The sequence below is a fragment of the uncultured Maribacter sp. genome (assembly GCF_963975365.1).
Lineage (GTDB): Bacteria > Bacteroidota > Bacteroidia > Flavobacteriales > Flavobacteriaceae > Maribacter.
Genome location: NZ_CAXBGF010000001.1, coordinates 454,615 through 476,442 on the forward strand (window position 1 = coordinate 454,615; position 21,828 = coordinate 476,442).

A 21,828-nucleotide genomic window follows, 5' to 3' on the forward strand; every position below is an offset into this window, starting at 1 on the left:
GTGTAAGTTATGTTAAAATATTTTATAAACTATCTGAAGGTGTTGCTTCATTAGTTACGGGAGGTGTAACTTCTTCTGGTAAGGTCTCTGGAACCGTAGTTTCAATGTCATCACCTTGTAATAATTTAGAATCTGCATCACCAAAATTACCTTTAAGGGCGATGTTAGAAGCTAGAATTAAAACTATTAATAAGCCAGCTAAGGTCCATGTGCTCTTATCTAAAAAGTCACCTGTTTTTTTAACTCCACCTGCAACTTGCGTTCCTCCGCCACCAAAAGAAGAAGAAAGTCCGCCGCCTTTTGGATTTTGCACCATGATTACTAAAACTAATAATAAGCAAACGACGATGATAAGTATCAAGAATATTGAAAATGTACTCATTCTATATTATTTATTGTCTTTTTGAATTTTTTCTACTGCCCTAATTCGGTCTGCAAAGAAACTACTTTTTTCCGGATATTTCAAACTTAAAATTTTGAATGCTTGAATGGCCTTTTTATACTGTTTTTGCTCTAAATATACCCTGGCCAAAGTTTCGGTCATCAATTCATTTTTATTAATTTTCGACGAGCTCGAAATATCGATACTTGTATTTTTCTCTTCTGTAGGTACTATTTTAGGATTGTTGGCTATAAACCTATCGATTCGGTCAAATTTCTTTTTTTTAATTGCCTCTTCTTTTGGTGAGATCGTCCTTTTATTTTTTACGACTGTTTTCTTTTCTTCTGTTTTTTCAAGGATTTTTTCTTTTGGTATACTAGAAGCTAAATTCAACCATTCTGAAAAAGAATATTTTTCTTTGGCGTTAAAAGCCAATGGCTTTCCGATATCTAATGTTTCTTCCTCTTTAGAGACTTCTGGTTTTTTTGATTGAAAAAGTTCGGGATCTAAAATATGCTCAGCGTCGTTCTCATCTTGGGGTAGCGGCTTATCTTCAGATGCTACTATTAAAGCGGCAGGCTCCTCTTTTTTTTCTTGGGGTAGAGGTTTGTTCTCTAACCCTTCAATTACTGAAACCGATTCAACTTCTAAAACTTCCTCTTCTTCTAAAATCGCTGTGTCAGTTTTTTCATTTGAAGAATTATATTGTAAAAAATCTTTTGAGGTGATGAAATCAAATAGCACATCCCTATCTGTGGTAAAGGCTGCAGTGGTTTTAAGCGCCTTGTTGTATTTGTAGCTATTTAGATTTTTTAGACCTTTTAGGTGTAAAGCTCTAGCTGCCTGAAAATAGGGGTATTCAACTATAATGTCTTCTAGATGTTTGGTGTGAATGGGGTCTACCACTTTGGTAGGGTGTTCTAGAAAATATGTAAACTCCTTAACGTTCATTTGATTACCAATCTGCCAATGAGGCGTTGAAAATATCTTGTGTAAGTCTTTCGAATATTATTTCATGAGCCTCACTTTTAATAGAGGCCAACTGAGTGTCTGCAGGATAATCATAAAAGAATGAAAAACTCTGATCAAATGCTGCATCTTCCTTTAATCGATTGTAAAATCTAACTTTTACACGCATAGATAATCTGTTTTGGGCAGCAGTTTGATTTGCCGTTGCGGACATTGGTGAAATTTTATATTCAGTTATCTCACCTTCATACAGTAAGTCTGGATTGCCAGAGGTTACAAGGTCTAAGCTTGTTTGATTCAAAATTCTATCCTGCAATGCCAGTGTGAAATCTCGATCAACACCAGGTTCGAATGTTGAACCCGGACTTTGGGTAGCGTAATTCTGGAAATAATTAACCTGAAAAGTTTTGGCATCGCCAACATTGCCACCGGTAAAATTATAAACACCACAACCCATAAACATGATTATAGGTAGTATGAAAATTAATATTTTTTTAACGTATCCCATTGAAATGGAGTTCATTTTTGTTAAAGATCGTATTGTTTTATTTTACGGTAAAGTGTTCTTTCGGAAATCCCTAATTCTGAAGCAGCCGCTTTTCTTTTACCGCGATTACGCTCAAGTGATTTTTTTATCAGTTCCACTTCTTTCTCCTGTAAAGATAGGGTTTCTTCTTCTTGAATTTCTTCAGCAAAATGGTACTTATCCTCGTAAGAATCTTGAATGTATGATGCATCTTCCTGTTTAGATTCTGGTAAATGCAACAGTTTCATGTTAGACTCTTCTTGAGTTTCTTGTTCCATTTCAATATCTTCTTCATCTTCGTTTCCATAAATTTTACGAATTAGGTTTTCATTGTCTTTTTGAACTTTTTGTGAGTCATTGTTCTTCAAGAGTTCCATCGTTAATTTTTTGAGGTCGTTGAGGTCGCCCTTCATATCGAATAACACCTTGTAAAGAATCTCTCTTTCATTACTAAAATCACTATCGGATTTAGAATTCGATACTACTGCCGGCAAATTACTAGTTGTGTTATTTGGGAGGTAACCATTAAGCGTTGCTGCAGTTATTGCTCTGTTTTCCTCAAGTACAGAAATTTGCTCTGCTATATTTCGCAACTGACGGATGTTACCTGGCCATCTGTATTTTTTTAAAAGGGAGACAGCTTGGTCATCTAATCGAATCGTCGGCATTTTGTATTTCTGACTAAAATCGGAAGCAAATTTTCTAAAAAGTAAGTGAATATCCTCAGAACGCTCCCTCAATGGTGGAATATTAATTTCTACCGTACTTAAACGATAATATAGGTCTTCACGAAAACGTTCTTTTTTAATGGCCTCGAACATATTTACATTGGTAGCTGCCACAATACGCACATCTGTTTTTTGAACTTGAGAAGAGCCAACTTTTAAAAATTCACCATTTTCTAAAACCCTCAATAGTCGAACTTGTGTAGTTAAGGGTAATTCACCTACTTCATCTAAAAAAATGGTGCCACCATCAGCAACTTCAAAATAACCGCTTCTAGTTTGGGTAGCACCAGTAAATGCTCCTTTTTCATGACCAAAAAGCTCGCTGTCTATTGTGCCTTCTGGTATAGCACCGCAGTTTACGGCAATATATTTAGCATGCTTTCTATGGGATAAGGAATGGATAATTTTAGGTATGGCTTCTTTACCAACGCCACTTTCACCCGTTACCAAAACCGAAATATCGGTAGGAGCCACCTGCATGGCTTTTTCCAAAGCTCGATTAAGTTTTGGATCTTGTCCTATAATTTCAAAACGCTGTTTTATGTTTTGTATGCTTTCCATATTAAATGGTGCTATAAAATTAATTATTGTCTGAATATCCTAGGGCGATACCTTTTAAGGTTGCCGAAGTACAATCGTTTATTTGAACATTTACAAAATCACCAACTTTGTAATTTTCTTTAGGAAATACTACAACCGTGCTTTGAGAGTTTCTTCCCATCCATTCGTCTTCAGATTTTTTAGATGTTCCTTCGATTAAAACCTCTTGAACCTTTCCAACGTGCTTTTCTGTTCTAAACTGGCAGTGTTGGCGTTGTAAAGCTATGATTTCTGATAAACGTCTCTTCTTGGTTTTTTCAGGAACATCATCATCCATCTTTCTTCCGGCCAAGGTGCCCGGTCTTTCAGAATAAGCATACATATAGCCAAAATCATACTTCACATATTCCAATGCTTTTAAAGTAGCGGCATGGTCTTCTTCGGTCTCTGTTGGAAAACCACTGATGATATCTTGAGAGATGGAACAATCAGGAAGAATCTGTCTAATATTATCAATCAGTTCAAAATATTCTTCAATGGTATGTAGTCTGTTCATTTCCTTTAAAATGCGATTACTACCACTTTGTACGGGTAAATGAATATGGTTGCAGATATTTTTATGGTTGGCCATTGTTTCAATTACATCTAAAGTCATGTCTTGAGGATTAGATGTGGAAAACCTGATTCGCATTTTTGGATGCGCTAACGCAACCGTTTCTAGAAGTTTTGAAAAACTGGTAGCTGTAGCTTTCTGCATTTCAGATGCATTCTCATAATTTTTCTTGAGTCCGCCGCCATACCATAAATAGCTGTCTACATTTTGTCCTAGAAGTGTAATTTCTTTAAATCCTTTTCTCTCAAGTTCATTTACTTCTTTTAAAATTGACTGTGGGTCTCTGCTTCGTTCGCGACCTCTAGTAAATGGAACTACACAAAAGGTACACATGTTATCGCAACCTCTAGTAATTGAAACAAAGGCGGTAACGCCGTTTGTGTTTAGTCTTACAGGAGCAATATCTCCATAGGTTTCATCTTTAGATAAAATAACATTAACGGCATCTCTACCAGAATCGACTTCTTTAATTAGGTTGGGCAAATCTTTATAGGCATCTGGACCAACGACCATATCTACAATTTTTTCCTCGTCTAAGAGTTTGTCTTTCAAACGTTCTGCCATACAGCCCAATACTCCTACCTTTAAATGTGGTCTAGATTTTTTTACCTTATTATATTCGGTTAGCCGTTTTCGTATCGTCTGTTCGGCTTTATCTCTAATAGAGCATGTGTTTACAAGAATTAAATCGGCATCCTCTAAAGTTTGGGTTGTGTTAAAACCTTCGGTTGCTAATATGGATGCAACAATTTCACTATCTGCGAAATTCATGGCGCAGCCATAGCTCTCTATATATAAATTACGTTTGTTAGTCTCTTTTCCTTCAACCGCCAAAGTGGTGCCCTGCACATTTTCGTCTATGGTTTTCTCCATTTTGTGTAATACGTTGCAATAAAATATTTGGTTGGCAAAGATACTACTATAATCAAATATATGACAAGATGACATGATTTTTTAGGTAATGTTTGGGCTTTACCAGTAAATATTATTTAGTTTTATATTAAAATATAACCACCCTTAGTTATGAATTTAGAAACCATTACAGAACGTATAAAATCAAATGTAGATTTATCTTTTGGAGATATATTCAGTAAATCGTTTGATTTGTTTAAAAAAGTATGGCTGCAAGGCTTCATAATATTGTTGCTGACCTTCGTTACTATTCTGCCATTTTATATCATTCTTTATATACCAATGATAGCTGCTGGTATAACGGATCCAGAGGCTATTCAAAATAATGAGTTGCCGCTGATGGTCACTATGGCAATAGGTATTCTTACACCAGTAATTGCAATCGGTGTCTCAACCTTTGCTTTGGCTTTAAATGCAGCATTCTTAAAGATTTGTAGACAAAAAGATTTAGGTGAAGAATCGGGTGACGATTATTTCTATTTTTTTAAAGAAGGGCGTTTAGGGAAGGTTTTTATACTAGCACTGTATACCTTCGGATTAGCCATTCTCGGACTTCTTGCTTGTGGTATTGGTCTCATTTATGTAATGGTTCCTCTTTCATTAATACCAGCTTTCTTGGCTTTTTCAGAAGAACTTTCGCCATTAGAAATGGTAAAGGCAAGTTTTACGCTTGGAAATAAAAATTGGCTTGTTATTTTCGGATTGGTCTTGGTGACAGGTGTCGTGGCTGAATTAGGCTTTCTGTTATGCTGTGTAGGGGTGCTTTTTACCGCTATGCTAAGTAAAGTGCCTACCTATTATATGTATAAAGATGGTGTGGGTTTCAATGAGATGGAGTAGGTTTTATAAACAAGCCTACGCAACTAAAAGTTTTATTTCTCATCTATTGATCATAACCAGTTAAATTGCAAACCATGAGAAAGAATGTTTTTTTGTTGTTAAATATATTAGTATCAACCTTTATTTCCTGCGATGATGATGGGCCGTATGAAGACTATTTGGTAGCGCGACCTATTTTGCAAGATGCTATTTCGTTTAAGGCTGAAGCAGTAGATATCGTTGATCCTATACCAATTGTTTCATCTGGTAAAATTTACACTTATCAGAATTATATTTTTATAAATGATGTAAATCTAGGTTTTCACGTAATCAACAATCAAAATCCATCATCGCCTGAAAGTATTGCATTTATTAAGCTTGAGGGTAATTATGATGTTTCTATAAAAGACGATAAGTTATATGCTGATAGTTATGGTGACTTGGTTATTTTTGATATTTCAGATATAAATAATATTACACTATCAAATCGAATAGTTAATGCTATATATAACAATGATGTTTGGCTTTCAAATATCGAGTACCCTCAGGCTGATTTTTACGAATATGATGATATCGATTATGATAAGGATATTGTTGTTGGATGGGAAGTGAAAACAGAACGAAGGGCGGTTGCTGATTATGAAAAACGGTTTGACTGCATGGCATGTGATTTTGCATTTAATTCAATAGAAAGTGATAGCGGATCGCCACAACCCTCAACAGGGCAGGGTGGTTCCTTGGCTCGTTTTAAAATAATCGGTAATTATTTATATGTGGTAGACTACAGCGATATCAATATTTTTGATATTTCTAATCTAGAGGAACCCATAGTTTTAGATGATGTGCAAGTAGCTTGGGATATTGAAACCATATACAATCAAGGTGATATTCTATTTATAGGTGGTTCGCAAGGTATGTATATCTATGATATAAAAAATCCTGAAAAGCCTGAATTCATTTCAGAATTTAGACATGGTACGGCTTGCGATCCCGTGGTGGTTGATGGTAATTATGCTTATGTCACTCTAAAAGGTGGCGGATTTTGTGGAAATACAGAAAGTGGATTGTACGTGATAGATATTTCTAATTTGAAAAATCCGGAGTTAAAAGTTATTTATCCGATGAATGGCCCAAATGGTTTAGGAATTAAAGGCGATACACTTTTTATATGTGACGGTGAGGCGGGTTTAAAAGTATATAATAAGAGCGATGCGCCTAATATTTCTTTAATAAATACTTTTGAAGATATTATTGCATATGATGTAATACCGTTGACATCATCACTTCTAATGATCGGAGACAGAATCTTATATCAGTACGAATATATAGATAATGATATTCGACTCTTGAGTACTTTTGAATTATAAAGTTATAAGATGATTTAATAAAAAAGGAAGCTAATTTTAGCTTCCTTTTTTATTTGAGATTACGTTACTTAAGATTGTAAAATTTCATTCTAATAGATATAGATAAGGACACACTTTATGCGAAAATTTTCTATTCTTATTTTTAGGCTATTGTAATGATTGAAGAATGGGATTTGCAATTGCAGCTGCAATTGAATTTGAGAAGTAGTGTTTCAAAGTAAGAAGGGACTGTAAGTGACCATTACAATACAATCAAATAAATAAATAATCTGTATTTGAAACTAACTTAAGTGATTTTTTAAATTGTGGTGAAATAATGATTTGAAGTGCTTTCTTCTAATAAATTACAGGAAGAAATAGATGTTTCAAATTTTAAAGTTTAATTTTTAGTATACATTTGTAAGCATAAACAAGGTTGATGGCGAAAAATTTAGTAATTGTTGAGTCCCCTGCAAAGGCCAAAACTATAGAGAAGTTTTTGGGAAAAGATTTTAAGGTTGAATCGAGCTTTGGTCACATTGCTGATCTGCCTTCAAATGAGTTGGGAGTAGATGTCGAGAACGATTTCACCCCAAAGTATATAGTTGACAAGGATAAGCAGGTTCTGGTCAAAAAACTAAAGACGCTAGCTGATAAAGCGGAGACTATCTGGCTCGCGAGTGATGAGGATCGAGAGGGGGAAGCAATTTCTTGGCACTTGGCAGAAGAACTAGGTTTAAATAAGAAGAAGACAAAGCGTATAGTCTTTAACTCCGTTACAAAGGCAGCCATTCAAAAAGCAATTGAAAACCCTAGGGAAATCAATTTCAATTTGGTAAATGCCCAACAAGCAAGACGTGTTCTTGATCGTTTGGTTGGGTATCAACTATCTCCTGTTTTATGGAAAAAAATTAAGCCAGGTCTTTCTGCTGGGCGTGTTCAATCTGTAGCAGTTCGCCTTATTGTTGAGCGTGAACGAGATATTGAAAGTTTTGAGCCACAAGCATCTTTTAAGATTGCCGCTGAATTTCAAACTGAGGAAGGAAGTGTTTTTTCGGCCAAGTTGAATAAAACTTTCGATACGGAAAAAGAAGCCAAAGCCTTTTTAGAGAAAAATATATCTGCTGAGTTTTCAGTAAGTAAATTAGATAAAAAACCGGCTAAAAAGTCACCATCTGCACCATTTACAACCTCTACACTGCAACAAGAGGCTTCAAGAAAATTATATTTTTCTGTAGGTAGAACCATGCAAGTGGCACAACGATTATATGAAGCTGGTTTAATCACCTATATGAGAACGGATAGTGTAAACTTATCCAATGAAGCTTTGACGGCTGCAAAAGAGGCTATTGTTAAGAATTATGGTGAAAAATATAGTCATACTAGAAATTTCACAGGTAAATCTAAAGGAGCTCAAGAGGCGCATGAAGCTATTAGGCCTACTGAGATGACCAATCAATCTCCTTCGTTAGAGCGAGATCAATCTAAATTGTACGATTTAATTTGGAAACGTACAGTTGCATCGCAAATGAGCGATGCCCAACTAGAGCGTACCAATGTAAAAATTAAAACGAATAAGCATAAAGAAGAATTTACTGCAAACGGTGAGGTAATAAAATTTGATGGTTTCTTAAAAGTTTACATGGAAGGTGTAGATGATGAAGATGTGGCAGAAGAGCAAGAAGGAATGTTGCCTGCAATGAAAGAAGGAGAGTCTTTATTGAATAACTATATTTCAGCTACCGAGCGTTTTACCAGACCTCCTTACCGATTTACAGAAGCATCTTTGGTTAAAAAATTAGAAGAGTTAGGTATTGGTAGACCATCGACATATGCGCCTACTATTTCTACTATTCTTAATAGAGGTTATGTTGAAAAAGGTACTATTGAAGGTACTGAGCGTAAGTATCAACAATTAATCTTAGAATCAAATAAAATTAAGGAAAAGAATCTAACAGAAAATGTAGGTTCAGACAAAGGTAAAATGGTGCCTACTGATATTGGAATGATCGTTACCGATTTCTTGGTGACTAATTTCGCTAATATTTTAGACTATAACTTTACAGCTCAGGTTGAAGAGGATTTTGACGAAATAGCTTCCGGTGATGAAGATTGGAAGAAAATGATGAAAAATTTTTATAAGGATTTTCATCCAAATGTAGTAGATGTAGAAGAAAATGCGGATCGAGCCAGCGGGGAAAGAGTATTAGGGGTAGATCCTAAAAGTGGAAAGCAGGTCTCGGTACGTTTGGGAAGATTCGGTCCTATGGTACAAGTCGGAACTGTTGATGATGAAGAGAAACCAACTTTTGCAAGTTTGTTGCCAGAGCAGTCATTGAATACCATTACCTATGAAGAGGCTATGGACCTGTTTAAGTTACCAAGAAAACTGGGGGTTTATGAAGGAGAAGAGATTTTAGCGAATGTCGGTAGATTTGGACCTTACGTAAAATTTGGAGAAAAATTTATTTCAATGGATAAAGGGGAAAGTGCCTTTGAAATTGAAATGGATAGGGCAATTGAGTTAATTGTTGCAAAGCAGAAGGCCGATGCACCTGTTGCAATGTATGAAGAAAAAGAAGTGACTAAAGGAGTCGGTAGATTTGGGCCGTTCATTAAATGGAACGGAATGTTCATTAATGTCAATAAAAAGTATGACTATGATAATCTATCAAATGAGGATATCATTGAACTTATCGAAACCAAGAAACAAAAGGAAATAGATAAGGTCGTTCAAAACTGGGAAGAAGAAGGTATACGTATCGAAAAAGCACGATGGGGACGCCATAATATTCTAAAAGGCAAGATTAAGGTAGAATTGGCAAAGACTGTCGATGTAACCAAAATGTCATTGGAAGAAGCTCAGAAGTTGATAGAGAAAAAAACACCAAAGAAAAAGGTAAAAGCTAAACCTAAATCAAAAAAGTAATATATTTTTAGGTCGAAAGACCAGTATAATATGTTCATGATACCTAAACCACGTATAAATGGCCTTTGATTTTTTAGTTCCAGTGTCGGACAAAGTATTGGCCCATAATGAGTTACTGCCTAGTCAGTCTATTGGTAAAAACACCTATATCCATACTGAAAAGGACGGGTTGCCTGTTTTAGCCAATGCCACTGTGGCTCTTTTAGGTGTTAAGGAGTCTAGAAATGCCTATGAAAAAAAGCATGAGAAGTTAGATGTCTCTGGTATTCGATTACAATTCTACAAGCTGTTAATCGGTAATTGGAACGGTACCATAATAGATTTAGGTGATATAGAAGAAGGTGCTACGGTAGATGATACCTATTTTGTCGTAAAAGAAATAGTTGCAGGTTTGTTAGAGGAGAATATTGTCCCAATTATACTTGGTGCTACCCAGGATCTTACGTACCCTGCCTATAGAGCTTTTGATGGTATTAAGGATATGATCAATCTTGTTGCTGTAGATAGTCGATTCGATTTTGGTATCGAAGATGAAATTGTATCTTCTCATTCTTATATGAGTAAGATTATTACCGATAAACCCAATAATCTTTTTAATTTTTCAAATATTGGTTATCAAAGCTATTTCAACGCTCAAGAAGAAATAGATTTAATGGAGCGTTTATTTTTTGATGCATATCGACTTGGTGAAGTTGCGAATGATATTTCTTTGGCCGAACCTGTACTAAGAAATGCGCATATGGTAAGTTTAGATTTACGGTCTGTTAAAGCAAGTGAAATGTCATTTTCAGGCAATTTTTCGCCCAATGGTTTTGACGGTCGCGAAATATGTGCCATTGCGAGATATGCCGGTATAAGCGATAAGGTTTCTGTTTTTGGCTTGTATGAGATGGAAAACACCGCGCAGTCCCAGCAATTAATAGCACAAATAATATGGTATTTTATAGAAGGTATCAATTACAGAATTCAAGAATCTCCATACGCTAAAACTGAAGACTTTGTAAAGTACAATGTGCCTAGCGAAGATGAAGAATTAGTGTTCTACAAAAGTTTATTAACAGAAAGATGGTGGGTAGAAGTCCCATCAATTTTTACTTCACATACTAAAGGCCATACACCTGCGTTATTACCTTGCACCGAGAAGGATTATTTAGATGCCTGTAATCAAAGCATTCCTGAAAGGTGGTTTAAGGCTTATAAGAAAGGCTTTAATTAACAAGAATAATTTTAAAGCATTAAAGGCTTTTATACAATATTTTATATAAAACATAGTTTTAGATGTTAGAATAAATCATTGTATTCTGAGTTTAACCATAATCGAAATTTAACCTAAAGTATGAAGAAGCTATTGTTATCCTCTATAGCGTTTGTTTTTTTACTCACCAGTTGTGGGTCAAAGACTAAAGGAGAGCTAACCGGTGTCCAGGGAAAAAAGTGGTACCCGGAAAAACCATATGGAATGGAACTTATCCCAAGAGGTTCTTTCATTATGGGTAAGAGTGAAGAAGACCAGGCAAAATTATTGAACGCACCGACCAAAACGGTTACTGTACGTTCTTTTTACATGGACGACACAGAAATCACAAATAGTGAGTATCGTCAATTTGTAGAATGGGTAAAGGATTCTATCGTAAGAACCAATTTGGCAAGATTAGCAGATGATTTGGGTATTGGCCCTGAAGAAGGCGGTATTGGTGATTATGCATTTAAAGATGCAGATACCACTAGAGCATCTGTTTATGATAAGTATATGCTAGATAATTATTCTGGAATGGGCGAAACCGGTTACGAAGGTAGAGCTTTGAGTAAGGATGAGGAATTGGTCTGGAATACATCAGACTATCCAGATGAGTATTATACTGAAATAATGGATTCTATCTATTTGTCTGAAGAGGAATCTTATAACGGTCAACGCACTATAGATGTTAAGAAATTAAAGTTCAAGTACAATTGGATGGATATTGAAGCAGCAGCACGCGCTTCTACAAAGGGTAATAAAAGCCGTAAGGAGTTTATTCGCACAGAAGAAGTGGAAATTTATCCAGATACAACTGTATGGATCAGAGATTTCTCTTATTCGTATAACGAGCCAATGCACAACGACTATTTCTGGCACGATGCATACAGTGAATATCCTGTAGTAGGTATCACTTGGCAACAAGCAAAAGCATTTTGTAATTGGAGAACTAAGTACAAGAATGATGATAACAAAAGTAGAGGTAAGCAGTTCGTTAATCAATTTAGACTTCCTACCGAAGCAGAATGGGAATATGCCGCTAGAGGTGGTATTGAAGGTGGAACATACCCTTGGGGTGGACCTTACGTAATCAGTGATACAGGTTGTTTTATGGCTAATTTTAAACCACAACGTGGTGATTATGCCGCAGATGCCGCACTATATACGGTAGAAGCGAAATCTTATGAGCCAAATGACTTTAATATGTATAATATGGCCGGTAATGTTTCTGAATGGACAAATTCAAGTTATGATCCAAGCGCATATGATTATGTATCAACTATGAACCCTAATGGCGGTGATCAATCGAACACTAGAAAAGTTATTAGAGGTGGTTCTTGGAAAGATGTAGCTTACTTCTTACAAGTAAGTACTAGAGATTACGAATACGCAGATTCTGCTCGTAGTTACATAGGATTCAGAACAGTTCAAGATTATATGGGCGAGGAAGATTCTACACAATAAATAATAGTATAATCAGTTTTATAATAAGTTGAAATTAAATTTTAACCAAATCTTTTTTATTAAACCTTAATTAAATTAAAATCATGGCACAGTCAAAATCCACAAAAAAATTATTTAACATGGCCTACGGTCTAGGAGCATCAGTTGTAATTATTGGTGCATTATTCAAAATTCTTCACTGGGAGTTAGGACCTTTAAACGGAGGTATTCTTCTAGCGATAGGTCTTATTACAGAGGCTCTTATATTTGCGATCAGTGCATTCGAACCAGTAGATGAAGATTTAGATTGGTCATTAGTTTACCCAGAATTAGCTGGCGCTGAAGGAAAATCTGCTCCTAAAAAAGGACAAGCTGCTGAAATAAAAGAAGCAGAAGCATCTTTATCCAAGAAATTAGACGATTTGTTAAAAGAAGCTGGTGTGGATGCAAGTCTTATGGAGAGTTTAGGTTCTAGCATTAAAAACTTTGAAGGTGCCGCTAAAGGTATCGCTCCAACAGTAGATGCAATGGAATCTACTAAGAAGTATTCAAATGAAATGGTTCAAGCTGCCAATCAAATGGAGTCTTTGAACAGTCTTTATAAAGTACAATTGGAAAGTGCTAGCAGACAAGCTTCTGTAAACGAAGAAGTAGTGCAAAATGCAAGTGCTCTTAAAGATCAAATGGCATCATTGTCAACTAACCTTTCTTCATTGAATGGTGTTTATGGCGGTATGTTGTCTGCAATGAGTAAAAACTAAATTGGATTTTAATAAAACCCAAGTCAATTATTAATTAAAATCTAAAAAAATAAATCCATGGCAGGAGGAAAAAATTCACCACGGCAGAAGATGGTCAACTTAATGTATTTGATCTTCATCGCAATGCTGGCATTAAACATGAGTAAAGAAGTATTAGCTGCATTCGGTATAATGAATGAAAAGTTAGAGACTTCAAACGCAATGACAACCGCAAGTAACGAAGCGTTCTTAGGTAGTCTGGAAACTAAAGCATCCGAGGATGCAGCTAAATATGAAAAGCTGTACAAGAATGCTCAACAGATTAAAGCAATGTCTCAAGAATATTATGATTATTTAGAGTCGCTTAAAACTGGAATGACTGAAGGTCTTGAAAATCCTAAGGATTATGCAAGAATGGATATGTCAGATTTCTTAGATCAAAAGTTCTTTCAAGGTGATAATCTTTCTGAAGGCGGAAAGGAATTCATGAAAAGACTTACGGAGTATAGAGATCAAGTAGCTGCAATTGTACCAGCTTCTTTGAAAGCTTCTGTTGTAAATCGTTTTCAAACAGGAAATGAAGAAGGTAAAGTGGACAAGACAGATGGTACAAAGCAAGATTGGATCAACTATCATTATGAAGGGTATCCTTTAGTAGCATCATTGGCAAAGTTAACTGCGCTTCAAGCAGATGTAAAAGTTACGGAAGAAGCGGCTTTGAAATCTATGTTAGAAGGTGAATTAACAAGTCAGGTTTCTTTAAAGAATTTTGCGACATCACTTACAGCGACTAAATCTGCTTACTATACAGGTGAGAAGTACGATGGTAAGATTATCATAAGTAAAACCGATAATTCTTCTACACCAGTAAGAGCTGAATTAACGTTAGACGGCAGAAAACTTTCAGAAGGTTCTGATTATAAATTAGAAGCTGGAGGAGTTAAAATGCTAATTGGTTCTGGTGCTGCCGGTGATCATGAAGTAAAAGGTACTATCTACTTTAAGCAAGATGGTGAAGAAATTCCTGTAGAGGTTAACAATTCATTCGCAACTATATCTAAGCCAGGTGGCGCTTTAATCGCAGCTGATAAGATGAATGTTGTTTACCGTGGGGTATCAAATCCAATGTCGATTTCTATACCAGGTATTGCAAATAATAAAGTAAATGCTTCTGCACCAGGTTTAAAGTCAATAGGTGGTAGTAAGTATGTTATGAACCCGGGTACTGGTAGAACAGTGACTATTAAGGCTTCGGGTACATTACCAGATGGTGAGCCGGTTGGGTCATCATTAGAATTCAGAATTAAAGATATTCCAAGACCAGAAGGTAGTATCAGTAAGCAAACAGGTAGTTTGAAACTTCCAAAAAGGAATGTTGAAATAGCTACTATAGGTGCTGGTTTAGAAGATTTCGATTTTGATTTGAATCTTGAAGTAAGCGGTTTCAAATTCAAAGTACCAGGTCAACCAACTGTTTCTGTAAGAGGAAATAAAATGGATGGTAAAGCTAAAGCAGCTTTGGATCGTGCTAAAAGAGGAGATGTCGTTCAAATATTTGATATAGAAGCTTATATCACAAATAATAAAAGTTACAAGTTGAAGAAAGTATCTCCTGTAGTTGTGGAGATTACAAACTAAAATAAATGGAATTCTACCGGGTAAGCCATTGGTCTTGCCCGGTTAATTTTAAAGTGAATCAAACATGAATTGGAAAAATGTTTTAGTAATGGGGGCGGTAACTATGTTGCCAATATCAATAATGGCCCAAGCAAATGTATTGAATGCTAAAAAACCCGATGAGGTAGGTGTGCGTACAGAAGCTCAGAAAGCTGTCGATAATGATGCTCCGTTAGAATACGGTTATGTAGATGATAGGGATATCCTTTGGTCTAAAACTTTATGGGAGACCATAGATTTAGACGAGAGAGTTAATTTCCCATTATATTATCCAACAGATACTATGGATATTGGACCAGATAGAAGGTCTTTATATAACGTTCTAATTAAAAATTTAAAGAGTGGAAAATTAGAAACGTATACGGATTCTTATTTCACTAAAAAAAGGTCTTTCGGCGATTTAAAAGATGCTTTACAGATGGTTGATACTCTTGATTATGGGTATGAGCAAATGAATGCTGGTGAAACTGTTTCAGAAGAATATATTACTCGTAGAAATATATCTGCAGCAGATATAGAAGAATATCATATTAAAGGAATATGGTATTTTGATAAAAGACAAGGTGAATTAAAATACCGTCTTTTAGGTATTGCACCAGTAGCGCCAGATGTAAATTTTATGGATGATGATAATCCTGATATGGTTGAACTTTTCTGGGTTTGGTATCCAGATGCACGTGAAATACTTCATGAAGCAAAGGTTTTTAACCAACAAAATTCAGCTCAGCCTATCTCTTTCGATATGTTATTGAATGCACGAAGGTTTGATGCAGTTATCTACAAAGAAGATAATGTTCAAGGTGATAGGAATATAGATGATTATATTTCAGATAATGCTTTGTTCCAATTATTAGAAGCTAAACGTATCAAAGAAACTATTCGAGATAAAGAACAGGATATGTGGTCTTATTAAGCTTAAAAGAACATCCAATTCATATAAGAAAAACCCAATCGATAGATTGGGTTTTTTGTTTTTGTAAATAAATGTATTTTTTGTCATTATCTTTGCGCAATGGTAGATTACATGGTAGTAGGACTAGGATTGGCAGGCACTGCGTTTTGTGAAACACTGCGTAGAAATAACAAAACTTTTGTTGTTTTTAATGATAAGTCGCAAACATCTTCAAGAGTTGCAGGTGGACTTTATAACCCTATTATCTTAAAACGTTTTACTTTATCATGGAGGGCAGATGAACAACTGGCTGTGGCGGTTGATTTTTATAAGCAACTTGAGAAATTTTTGAATATTCAATTTGATGAAAAGTTGAATGTATTACGAAAATTCGCATCTATTGAAGAACAGAATTTATGGTTTGAAGCAACGGATAAAAAAAGCTTGAAACCCTATTTAGATACGCGATTGGTTTCAAATAAAAATTCAGGATTGAAGATTCCTTTCGAATTCGGCAAGGTTTTAGAAACGGGTAAATTAGACACCAAAGTTCTCTTCGATGGATTTACGAATTGGTTACAAAAAGAGAAAAAAATATTCGTAGATACTTTTGATTATAACGAGCTAGAAGTTCTACCGAATTCAGTTGGTTATAAAGATGTTAAAGCTAAAAATATAGTTTTTGCTGAAGGTTATGGTATGATGCAAAATCCGTATTTTAAGTATTTGCCGATGCAAGGCTCAAAGGGAGAGTACTTGGTTGTAGAAGCAAAGGGTCTTCAAGAAAGGAACATTATAAAATCGTCAATTTTTTTAATTCCGTTAGGAGATGATTTATATAAGGTTGGGGCAACTTACAATAGAGACCAAAAAGATAACGGCATCACTGAAGATGCCAAAGAAGAATTGCAAAGAAAATTAGACGGGCTATTAGGTTGTACTTATCAAGTAATTGATCAAGAGGCCGGCGTTAGGCCAACGGTAAAGGATAGAAGACCTTTAGTGGGAAAACACCCCAAGTATAATAATCTATGGGTATTAAATGGTTTTGGTTCACATGGTATTATGATTGCCCCTTGGGCGTCTAAAGCATTATATGAGCGAATAGAAAAAGAAGTCCCACTTCTAGATGAAATGGATATTGCAAGGTTTAATTGAAATTAGGAGTTCTTAAGTTTGATCTTTGAATTATATTTTACAAAAATGTTGATCCAAATATTCCTTGACAATCTCATAATTACAGGCATAAAAACAATCATGGTAATTACAATGGCAATAAATGTTTGAATGAGGTTAGCACCGATGATTAATTTTGCAGTCACAAAAGCAGCAACAGCAAAGGCAATTCCTACTCCATAACTCACATACATAGCTCCATAAAAAAAAGATGGTTCAATTTTATATTTAAGGTCGCAATGGCGACATCGTTCATGCATTTTAAAGATTTTGCCTAAATGATATGGATTTTTGTCCAAATACATGCTTTCTTGGTGACATCTTGGACAACTTCCTGTTAAAATGCTGTAGAGTTTGTTTCCTTTTTTTAACATTTGCAAAACTTTACACAAAGGTACAATTTTAAGGCTCTTTTCATTTAATTGAGAAGCCATTAAACACAAATATTGCTTAAGAATAATTATTATATAAGTGATGTTTTTAAGAATAAACCAGAAGAAATATTATTTATGTTAAACGTTCACAACCTATCAGTATCCTTTGGCGGAGAATACCTTTTTGAAGAAATCTCTTTTCGATTAAATGGAGGAAATAGGGTAGGTCTTGTAGGGAAGAATGGTGCAGGAAAATCAACTTTATTAAAAATGCTTAATAAAGATATGGCTTTAGATACCGGAGTTATTGCGGTGGAGAAGGATATTAAAATAGGTTTTCTAAGGCAAGATATAGATTTCGTACAAGGTAGATCGGTTTTGGAAGAAGCTTACCAAGCTTTTGAGGAAATTAAGGACTTAGAGCTAAAGTTAGATGAAATTAACCATCAACTGGCAGAGCGCACAGATTATGAAACCGATTCGTATAGTCAGCTTATTGTAGATTTAAATGATGTATCCCATCATTATGAAATATTAGGAGGATACAACTATCAAGGTGAAACTGAAAAAATTCTTCAAGGGTTAGGTTTTCGACGAGAAGATTTTGAAAAAAAGACCGAAACTTTCTCTGGTGGTTGGCGTATGCGAATTGAGCTAGCTAAGTTGTTATTGCAAAGTAACGATGTGCTGTTACTCGATGAGCCTACAAACCACTTAGATATCGAATCTATTATTTGGTTCGAACAATTCTTGAATAATTATACAGGAGCAGTTGTAATTGTTTCGCACGATAAAATGTTCTTAGATAATGTTACCAACAGAACTATAGAAATATCATTGGGCCGTATTTATGATTACAATAAGCCATATACGCAATACTTGGTTTTGAGAAACGAAATCAAACAACAACAGGTAAACGCACAAAAGAACCAAGAAAAAGAAATTCAACAAGCAGAACGGCTAATTGAAAAGTTTAGGGCAAAATCAACCAAAGCTTCCATGGCGCAATCCTTAATTAAAAAATTGGATAAAATTGAGCGTATAGAGGTTGATGAAGATGATAATAGTGTCATGAGCCTACGTTTTCCAATATCTGTTACTCCAGGTAGAGTCGTGGTGGAAATTGAAGGGCTTTCAAAGGCATATGGTAGCAACCATGTGCTTGATGATATTAATCTTTTAATAGAACGTGATAGTAAAACTGCATTTGTAGGTCAGAACGGTCAAGGTAAATCAACTTTAGCCAAAATTATTGTTGGAGATTTAGAGCATAAAGGTCATTTAAAACTAGGACATAATGTTCAGATAGGATATTTTGCTCAAAACCAAGCGGAGTATTTAGATGGTAATAAAACCATTTTAGATACGATGATAGATGCTGCCAATGAAAAGAATAGAAGTAAGGTGCGGGATATTTTAGGCTCTTTTCTATTTAGGGGTGATGAAGTTGAAAAATATGTAAAAGTTTTATCGGGTGGAGAAAGAAACCGACTAGCCTTAGCGAAAATGTTGTTACAACCGTTTAATGTATTGGTAATGGATGAACCTACCAACCACCTCGATATAAAATCGAAAAATGTATTAAAACAAGCTTGTTTAAACTTTGAGGGTACATTGATTTTGGTTTCTCACGACAGAGATTTTCTGCAAGGCTTGACTAATAAGGTTTATGAGTTTAAGGACCAAAAAATTAAGGAATATCTTGGCGATGTGGAGTACTACCTAGAACAGCGTAAGGTAGAGAACTTTAGAGCTATTGAAAAAAAGCAGGTAGTTGCCGTTGAAAAGGAGAAGCCAAAGGAATCCAACTCTTTTCAAGACCAGAAGAAATTAAAAACTTTAAAAAACCAATTAAGCTCTATAGAAAGTAAGATTGCAAATCTTGAAAAAGAAATTAAAGCGATAGACCATAACCTATTGGTAGATTACGATAAAGCTATTGCTAAATCTAACTTCTTTGAGTCTTACCAAGCAAAGAAGAATAAATTAGAAAAGCTAATGCAAGATTGGGAGGATCTTACATTAGATATAGAATCTTTAGTGTAATCAAATTTCATAGACAAAGCTTTTTGTGGGTTACGCAACATAAATGGGCGCTTTTACAACAAATTCGGGTTAGTCAACGATAAAATTTCAGTTTTATCCGTTATTAGTTCAAATTTGTAGGATAATTCTTTACTTTAAGAAAGTTTTTAAAACGCCGACATATGAAAAAACTATACTATTTAAGTTTTAGCTTATTTTTTCTAACAACAGTATGTTTTGCAGAAATATCGAAAAAGGAGAAGAAAGCCTTAGTGGATTTGTATGCTTCTACTAATGGTAATCATTGGGTAAAGAAATGGGATTTAAATACTCCGGTTTCTCAATGGTACGGTGTAAAAATCGAAGACAATAAAGTAGTTGAAATTAATTTGTTCCACAATAATCTTATGGGACCAATATCATCCGAGATTGGTAAACTAGAACATCTCAAAGTATTAAATCTTGCTTTTAATTCTTTAACTGGTGTACTTCCTGTTGAAATAGTTAACCTGTCTAATTTAAAAGTATTGAAATTAGAGATGAATAGGCTCAATGGTGAGATTCCAAATGAAATTGGAAATTTAAACCAGTTAGTGGAGCTTTCCGCTTATAATAATTTTCTAACAGGTAAAATTCCTGTTACAGTAGGGAACTTAAAAAGTTTAAAAATTTTAAATCTTTCAAGTAATGATTTTTATGGTGATATACCTGCATCTATAGGGCAGTTGTCGCAATTGGAAACATTAGGTTTGTTTGAAAACAAATTAGAAGGTGCTATTCCAAAAGATATGGGTATGCTAAGTAATTTGAAAGAGTTGGTTTTAGCGAATAATAGACTTGGCGGTGAAATTCCTAATGAATTTTCTCAATTGGCAAGTTTAGAGGTTTTTCAAATTCAAAATAATAATTTCAGTTCTTTTAAAGCCTTAGAGTTTTTAGAAACAAAAGAATACTTAGTTTTTGATTATGATAAAGATGATAGAAAACTTGAATTTAAAGATATCAACTTAAGTAAGACCAGAATGGCCGAAACGAAGTTTGAAGATATAGAAGAGTAAGAGTAGTTTACACTTTTAGTTGGTTTGGTGAAAGAAAGAGATGTTGAACAGCATCTCTTTCTTGGTTAAAATACTTTAACATTTTCTGAGTATCATAAATGTATTTTTTGAACATTATATAGTAGGTGCTTTTTAGTCTGCCCCCTTTTTTTTAAAAGGGCTAACAAGTGTTTCAAGTTAGAAAGATTACCTACGGTCAAATAATTTTCTCATTATGAAAAGCATTCTAAAATATAGCTTCATACTTCTCTTTATCGCGAGCGGTTGTATGGTTAATGCACAAATTCCTAAAAGTGAAAAACAATATTTAATAGAGTTCTTCAAAGGTACTATTGGTGAGCAATGGCAGAACACCTGGAATTTAAAAGCGGATCCTTCTTCTTGGTATGGTGTTGAAATAAATGATGGTCATGTTGTTGGTTTAAAACTATACCGTAATAATCTTAGCGGAAAAATTCCCAGTGGTATTGCCGTACTTAAGAATTTAAAGAGTTTGAATCTTTCATTCAATACCTTAGCGGGCAACTTGCCTAAAGATATATTTGAATTAGGGACGTTAAAATCACTTCGGCTTGAAATGAATAAATTAAGTGGTGCATTGCCTCAAGATTACTCTAAAATGAAAAACCTTGAAGACCTATCTCTCTTTAATAATTTATTTCAGGGTGCTATACCAAGCGGAATAGGAGAATTAGAAAATTTAAAAGCTTTGAATCTTTCAAGTAATTATTTGGAAGGTCGTTTACCAAAGTCAATAGAAAAACTAGCTAATTTAGAAAGGTTAGAACTTTTTGGTAATAAGTTGACTGGTCCTATAGAGGTTGATTTAGGTAAGTTGATAAATTTAAGAGAGCTTATACTTTCCTATAATGAATTTGAAGGTGATTTACCAAGTAGTATGGCTACTTTAAGTAATCTTGAATTTGTACAATTACAAGGCAATGACTTTAGGTCTTTGAATTCATTATTAAGAATGCAAAGTCAAAATTTAACTATTTTTGATTGTGACGACGAATTTTTAAATATGAAATTCGGTAATCATGAAGCGATTAAGCCTTGCTTGGTAGATACGAAGTTGGAGGATGTAAAGAGAAATTAAAAATTCTTCAAGTATATAAAAAGGGATTTGTTAGCATCCCTTTTTTTGTTTTCATCTTAAGGATAATCACGCATACTTTATGATTACTTTAACCATATAAATGTTAAAAGCCATATACGTTTTTTTGTAGTTTCGCTTTTTATTAACTTTTTTCAAAAGTTTTAAGGTTCGTCAATTTAAAATTCACAATTCAGTTTTAAAATCCATTAGGTTGTATTTAATTTAAACAGAATAATGGTATGTCTTAATGGTAATTTAAAATGGATTTTAGAAAATGTAACGCTTAATTAGGTAGAGGGTAGATATGCTTTAATAGGATAGCAGTCGTTTCATCTTTGAATTT

The 21,828-nt window shown here is 34.6% G+C and carries 18 protein-coding genes; 12 read left to right on the top strand and 6 right to left on the bottom strand.

All coding sequences use genetic code 11. From position 1 onward, the window contains the following. Nucleotides 1-22: 22 nt before the first annotated feature. The 5 genes from secG to miaB are packed head-to-tail and all read right to left on the bottom strand — an operon-like array spanning nt 23 to nt 4,631. On the bottom strand, nt 23-382 hold the full coding sequence (secG, locus tag AACZ49_RS02045; RefSeq protein WP_091620463.1) for a preprotein translocase subunit SecG: 360 nt from the start codon (nt 380-382) through the stop codon (nt 23-25). Nucleotides 383-388: 6 nt separating this feature from the next. Then, complete coding sequence (locus tag AACZ49_RS02050) at nt 389-1,333, bottom strand: hypothetical protein (protein WP_339651061.1); 945 nt, start codon at nt 1,331-1,333, stop codon at nt 389-391. Between the two features lie 4 nt (nt 1,334-1,337). Then, the gene (locus AACZ49_RS02055) at nt 1,338-1,859 is read right to left on the bottom strand and encodes an LptE family protein (RefSeq protein WP_339651064.1); all 522 of its coding nucleotides are present in this window, start codon (nt 1,857-1,859) and stop codon (nt 1,338-1,340) included. Between the two features lie 20 nt (nt 1,860-1,879). Continuing rightward, nucleotides 1,880-3,166: a sigma-54 dependent transcriptional regulator gene (locus AACZ49_RS02060; protein WP_339651066.1), complete on the bottom strand. Its 1,287-nt coding sequence runs from the start codon at nt 3,164-3,166 to the stop codon at nt 1,880-1,882. Nucleotides 3,167-3,185: 19 nt separating this feature from the next. Further along, on the bottom strand, nt 3,186-4,631 hold the full coding sequence (gene miaB, locus AACZ49_RS02065; RefSeq protein WP_339651067.1) for a tRNA (N6-isopentenyl adenosine(37)-C2)-methylthiotransferase MiaB: 1,446 nt from the start codon (nt 4,629-4,631) through the stop codon (nt 3,186-3,188). 150 nt (nt 4,632-4,781) lie between these two features. On the opposite strand from miaB, the gene AACZ49_RS02070 reads away from it, so the two are divergent. The 9 genes from AACZ49_RS02070 (at nt 4,782) to AACZ49_RS02110 (ending at nt 16,911) form a co-directional block, all read left to right on the top strand. After that, nucleotides 4,782-5,510, top strand: a complete 729-nt coding sequence (locus tag AACZ49_RS02070) for a hypothetical protein (protein ID WP_339651069.1) — start codon at nt 4,782-4,784, stop codon at nt 5,508-5,510. Between the two features lie 74 nt (nt 5,511-5,584). Beyond that, nucleotides 5,585-6,856 (top strand): hypothetical protein, encoded by a 1,272-nt coding sequence (locus tag AACZ49_RS02075; protein ID WP_339651070.1) that lies wholly within the window; start codon nt 5,585-5,587, stop codon nt 6,854-6,856. A 418-nt stretch (nt 6,857-7,274) separates the two neighbouring features. Further along, nucleotides 7,275-9,764: a type I DNA topoisomerase gene (gene topA, locus AACZ49_RS02080; RefSeq protein WP_339651072.1), complete on the top strand. Its 2,490-nt coding sequence runs from the start codon at nt 7,275-7,277 to the stop codon at nt 9,762-9,764. 58 nt (nt 9,765-9,822) lie between these two features. Continuing rightward, the gene (locus AACZ49_RS02085) at nt 9,823-10,980 is read left to right on the top strand and encodes a formimidoylglutamase (RefSeq protein WP_339651074.1); all 1,158 of its coding nucleotides are present in this window, start codon (nt 9,823-9,825) and stop codon (nt 10,978-10,980) included. 120 nt (nt 10,981-11,100) lie between these two features. Beyond that, nucleotides 11,101-12,465, top strand: coding sequence for a gliding motility lipoprotein GldK (gene gldK, locus AACZ49_RS02090; RefSeq protein ID WP_339651077.1), 1,365 nt, complete (start codon nt 11,101-11,103; stop codon nt 12,463-12,465). A gap of 83 nt (nt 12,466-12,548) precedes the next feature. Continuing rightward, nucleotides 12,549-13,205, top strand: a complete 657-nt coding sequence (gene gldL, locus AACZ49_RS02095) for a gliding motility protein GldL (RefSeq protein ID WP_339651078.1) — start codon at nt 12,549-12,551, stop codon at nt 13,203-13,205. A 57-nt stretch (nt 13,206-13,262) separates the two neighbouring features. Next, complete coding sequence (gldM, locus tag AACZ49_RS02100) at nt 13,263-14,822, top strand: gliding motility protein GldM (RefSeq protein WP_339651080.1); 1,560 nt, start codon at nt 13,263-13,265, stop codon at nt 14,820-14,822. Nucleotides 14,823-14,886: 64 nt separating this feature from the next. After that, nucleotides 14,887-15,774 carry a gliding motility protein GldN gene (gldN, locus tag AACZ49_RS02105; protein ID WP_339651082.1) on the top strand — a complete coding sequence of 296 codons (888 nt, stop codon included), beginning with the start codon at nt 14,887-14,889 and terminating at the stop codon, nt 15,772-15,774. 111 nt (nt 15,775-15,885) lie between these two features. Then, nucleotides 15,886-16,911, top strand: a complete 1,026-nt coding sequence (locus tag AACZ49_RS02110) for an FAD-binding oxidoreductase (protein ID WP_339651084.1) — start codon at nt 15,886-15,888, stop codon at nt 16,909-16,911. 2 nt (nt 16,912-16,913) lie between these two features. Here the strand turns inward: AACZ49_RS02110 and AACZ49_RS02115 are convergent, their stop codons facing one another. Next, nucleotides 16,914-17,303, bottom strand: coding sequence for a DUF983 domain-containing protein (locus tag AACZ49_RS02115; RefSeq protein WP_339651087.1), 390 nt, complete (start codon nt 17,301-17,303; stop codon nt 16,914-16,916). A gap of 135 nt (nt 17,304-17,438) precedes the next feature. On the opposite strand from AACZ49_RS02115, the gene AACZ49_RS02120 reads away from it, so the two are divergent. From AACZ49_RS02120 to AACZ49_RS02130, 3 genes are all read left to right on the top strand, one after another. After that, entirely contained in the window at nt 17,439-19,349 is a 1,911-nt protein-coding gene (locus AACZ49_RS02120; RefSeq protein WP_339651442.1) for an ABC-F family ATP-binding cassette domain-containing protein, read from the top strand. A gap of 161 nt (nt 19,350-19,510) precedes the next feature. Further along, a complete protein-coding gene (locus AACZ49_RS02125; protein ID WP_339651089.1) occupies nt 19,511-20,386 on the top strand; it encodes a hypothetical protein in 876 nt (291 codons plus the stop codon). 214 nt (nt 20,387-20,600) lie between these two features. Further along, on the top strand, nt 20,601-21,485 hold the full coding sequence (locus tag AACZ49_RS02130) for a hypothetical protein (protein WP_339651092.1): 885 nt from the start codon (nt 20,601-20,603) through the stop codon (nt 21,483-21,485). The last annotated feature ends 343 nt before the right edge of the window (nt 21,486-21,828 follow it).

Excerpts from the sequence above, each read along its gene's own strand:
- secG (WP_091620463.1), bottom strand. The coding sequence starts at position 382 with ATGAGTACATTTTCAATATTCTTGATACTTATCATCGTCGTTTGCTTA.
- AACZ49_RS02050 (WP_339651061.1), bottom strand. The coding sequence starts at position 1,333 with ATGAACGTTAAGGAGTTTACATATTTTCTAGAACACCCTACCAAAGTG.
- AACZ49_RS02055 (WP_339651064.1), bottom strand. The coding sequence starts at position 1,859 with ATGGGATACGTTAAAAAAATATTAATTTTCATACTACCTATAATCATG.
- AACZ49_RS02060 (WP_339651066.1), bottom strand. The coding sequence starts at position 3,166 with ATGGAAAGCATACAAAACATAAAACAGCGTTTTGAAATTATAGGACAA.
- miaB (WP_339651067.1), bottom strand. The coding sequence starts at position 4,631 with ATGGAGAAAACCATAGACGAAAATGTGCAGGGCACCACTTTGGCGGTT.
- AACZ49_RS02070 (WP_339651069.1), top strand. The coding sequence starts at position 4,782 with ATGAATTTAGAAACCATTACAGAACGTATAAAATCAAATGTAGATTTA.
- AACZ49_RS02075 (WP_339651070.1), top strand. The coding sequence starts at position 5,585 with ATGAGAAAGAATGTTTTTTTGTTGTTAAATATATTAGTATCAACCTTT.
- topA (WP_339651072.1), top strand. The coding sequence starts at position 7,275 with ATGGCGAAAAATTTAGTAATTGTTGAGTCCCCTGCAAAGGCCAAAACT.
- AACZ49_RS02085 (WP_339651074.1), top strand. The coding sequence starts at position 9,823 with ATGGCCTTTGATTTTTTAGTTCCAGTGTCGGACAAAGTATTGGCCCAT.
- gldK (WP_339651077.1), top strand. The coding sequence starts at position 11,101 with ATGAAGAAGCTATTGTTATCCTCTATAGCGTTTGTTTTTTTACTCACC.
- gldL (WP_339651078.1), top strand. The coding sequence starts at position 12,549 with ATGGCACAGTCAAAATCCACAAAAAAATTATTTAACATGGCCTACGGT.
- gldM (WP_339651080.1), top strand. The coding sequence starts at position 13,263 with ATGGCAGGAGGAAAAAATTCACCACGGCAGAAGATGGTCAACTTAATG.
- gldN (WP_339651082.1), top strand. The coding sequence starts at position 14,887 with ATGAATTGGAAAAATGTTTTAGTAATGGGGGCGGTAACTATGTTGCCA.
- AACZ49_RS02110 (WP_339651084.1), top strand. The coding sequence starts at position 15,886 with ATGGTAGTAGGACTAGGATTGGCAGGCACTGCGTTTTGTGAAACACTG.
- AACZ49_RS02115 (WP_339651087.1), bottom strand. The coding sequence starts at position 17,303 with ATGTTAAAAAAAGGAAACAAACTCTACAGCATTTTAACAGGAAGTTGT.
- AACZ49_RS02120 (WP_339651442.1), top strand. The coding sequence starts at position 17,439 with ATGTTAAACGTTCACAACCTATCAGTATCCTTTGGCGGAGAATACCTT.
- AACZ49_RS02125 (WP_339651089.1), top strand. The coding sequence starts at position 19,511 with ATGAAAAAACTATACTATTTAAGTTTTAGCTTATTTTTTCTAACAACA.
- AACZ49_RS02130 (WP_339651092.1), top strand. The coding sequence starts at position 20,601 with ATGAAAAGCATTCTAAAATATAGCTTCATACTTCTCTTTATCGCGAGC.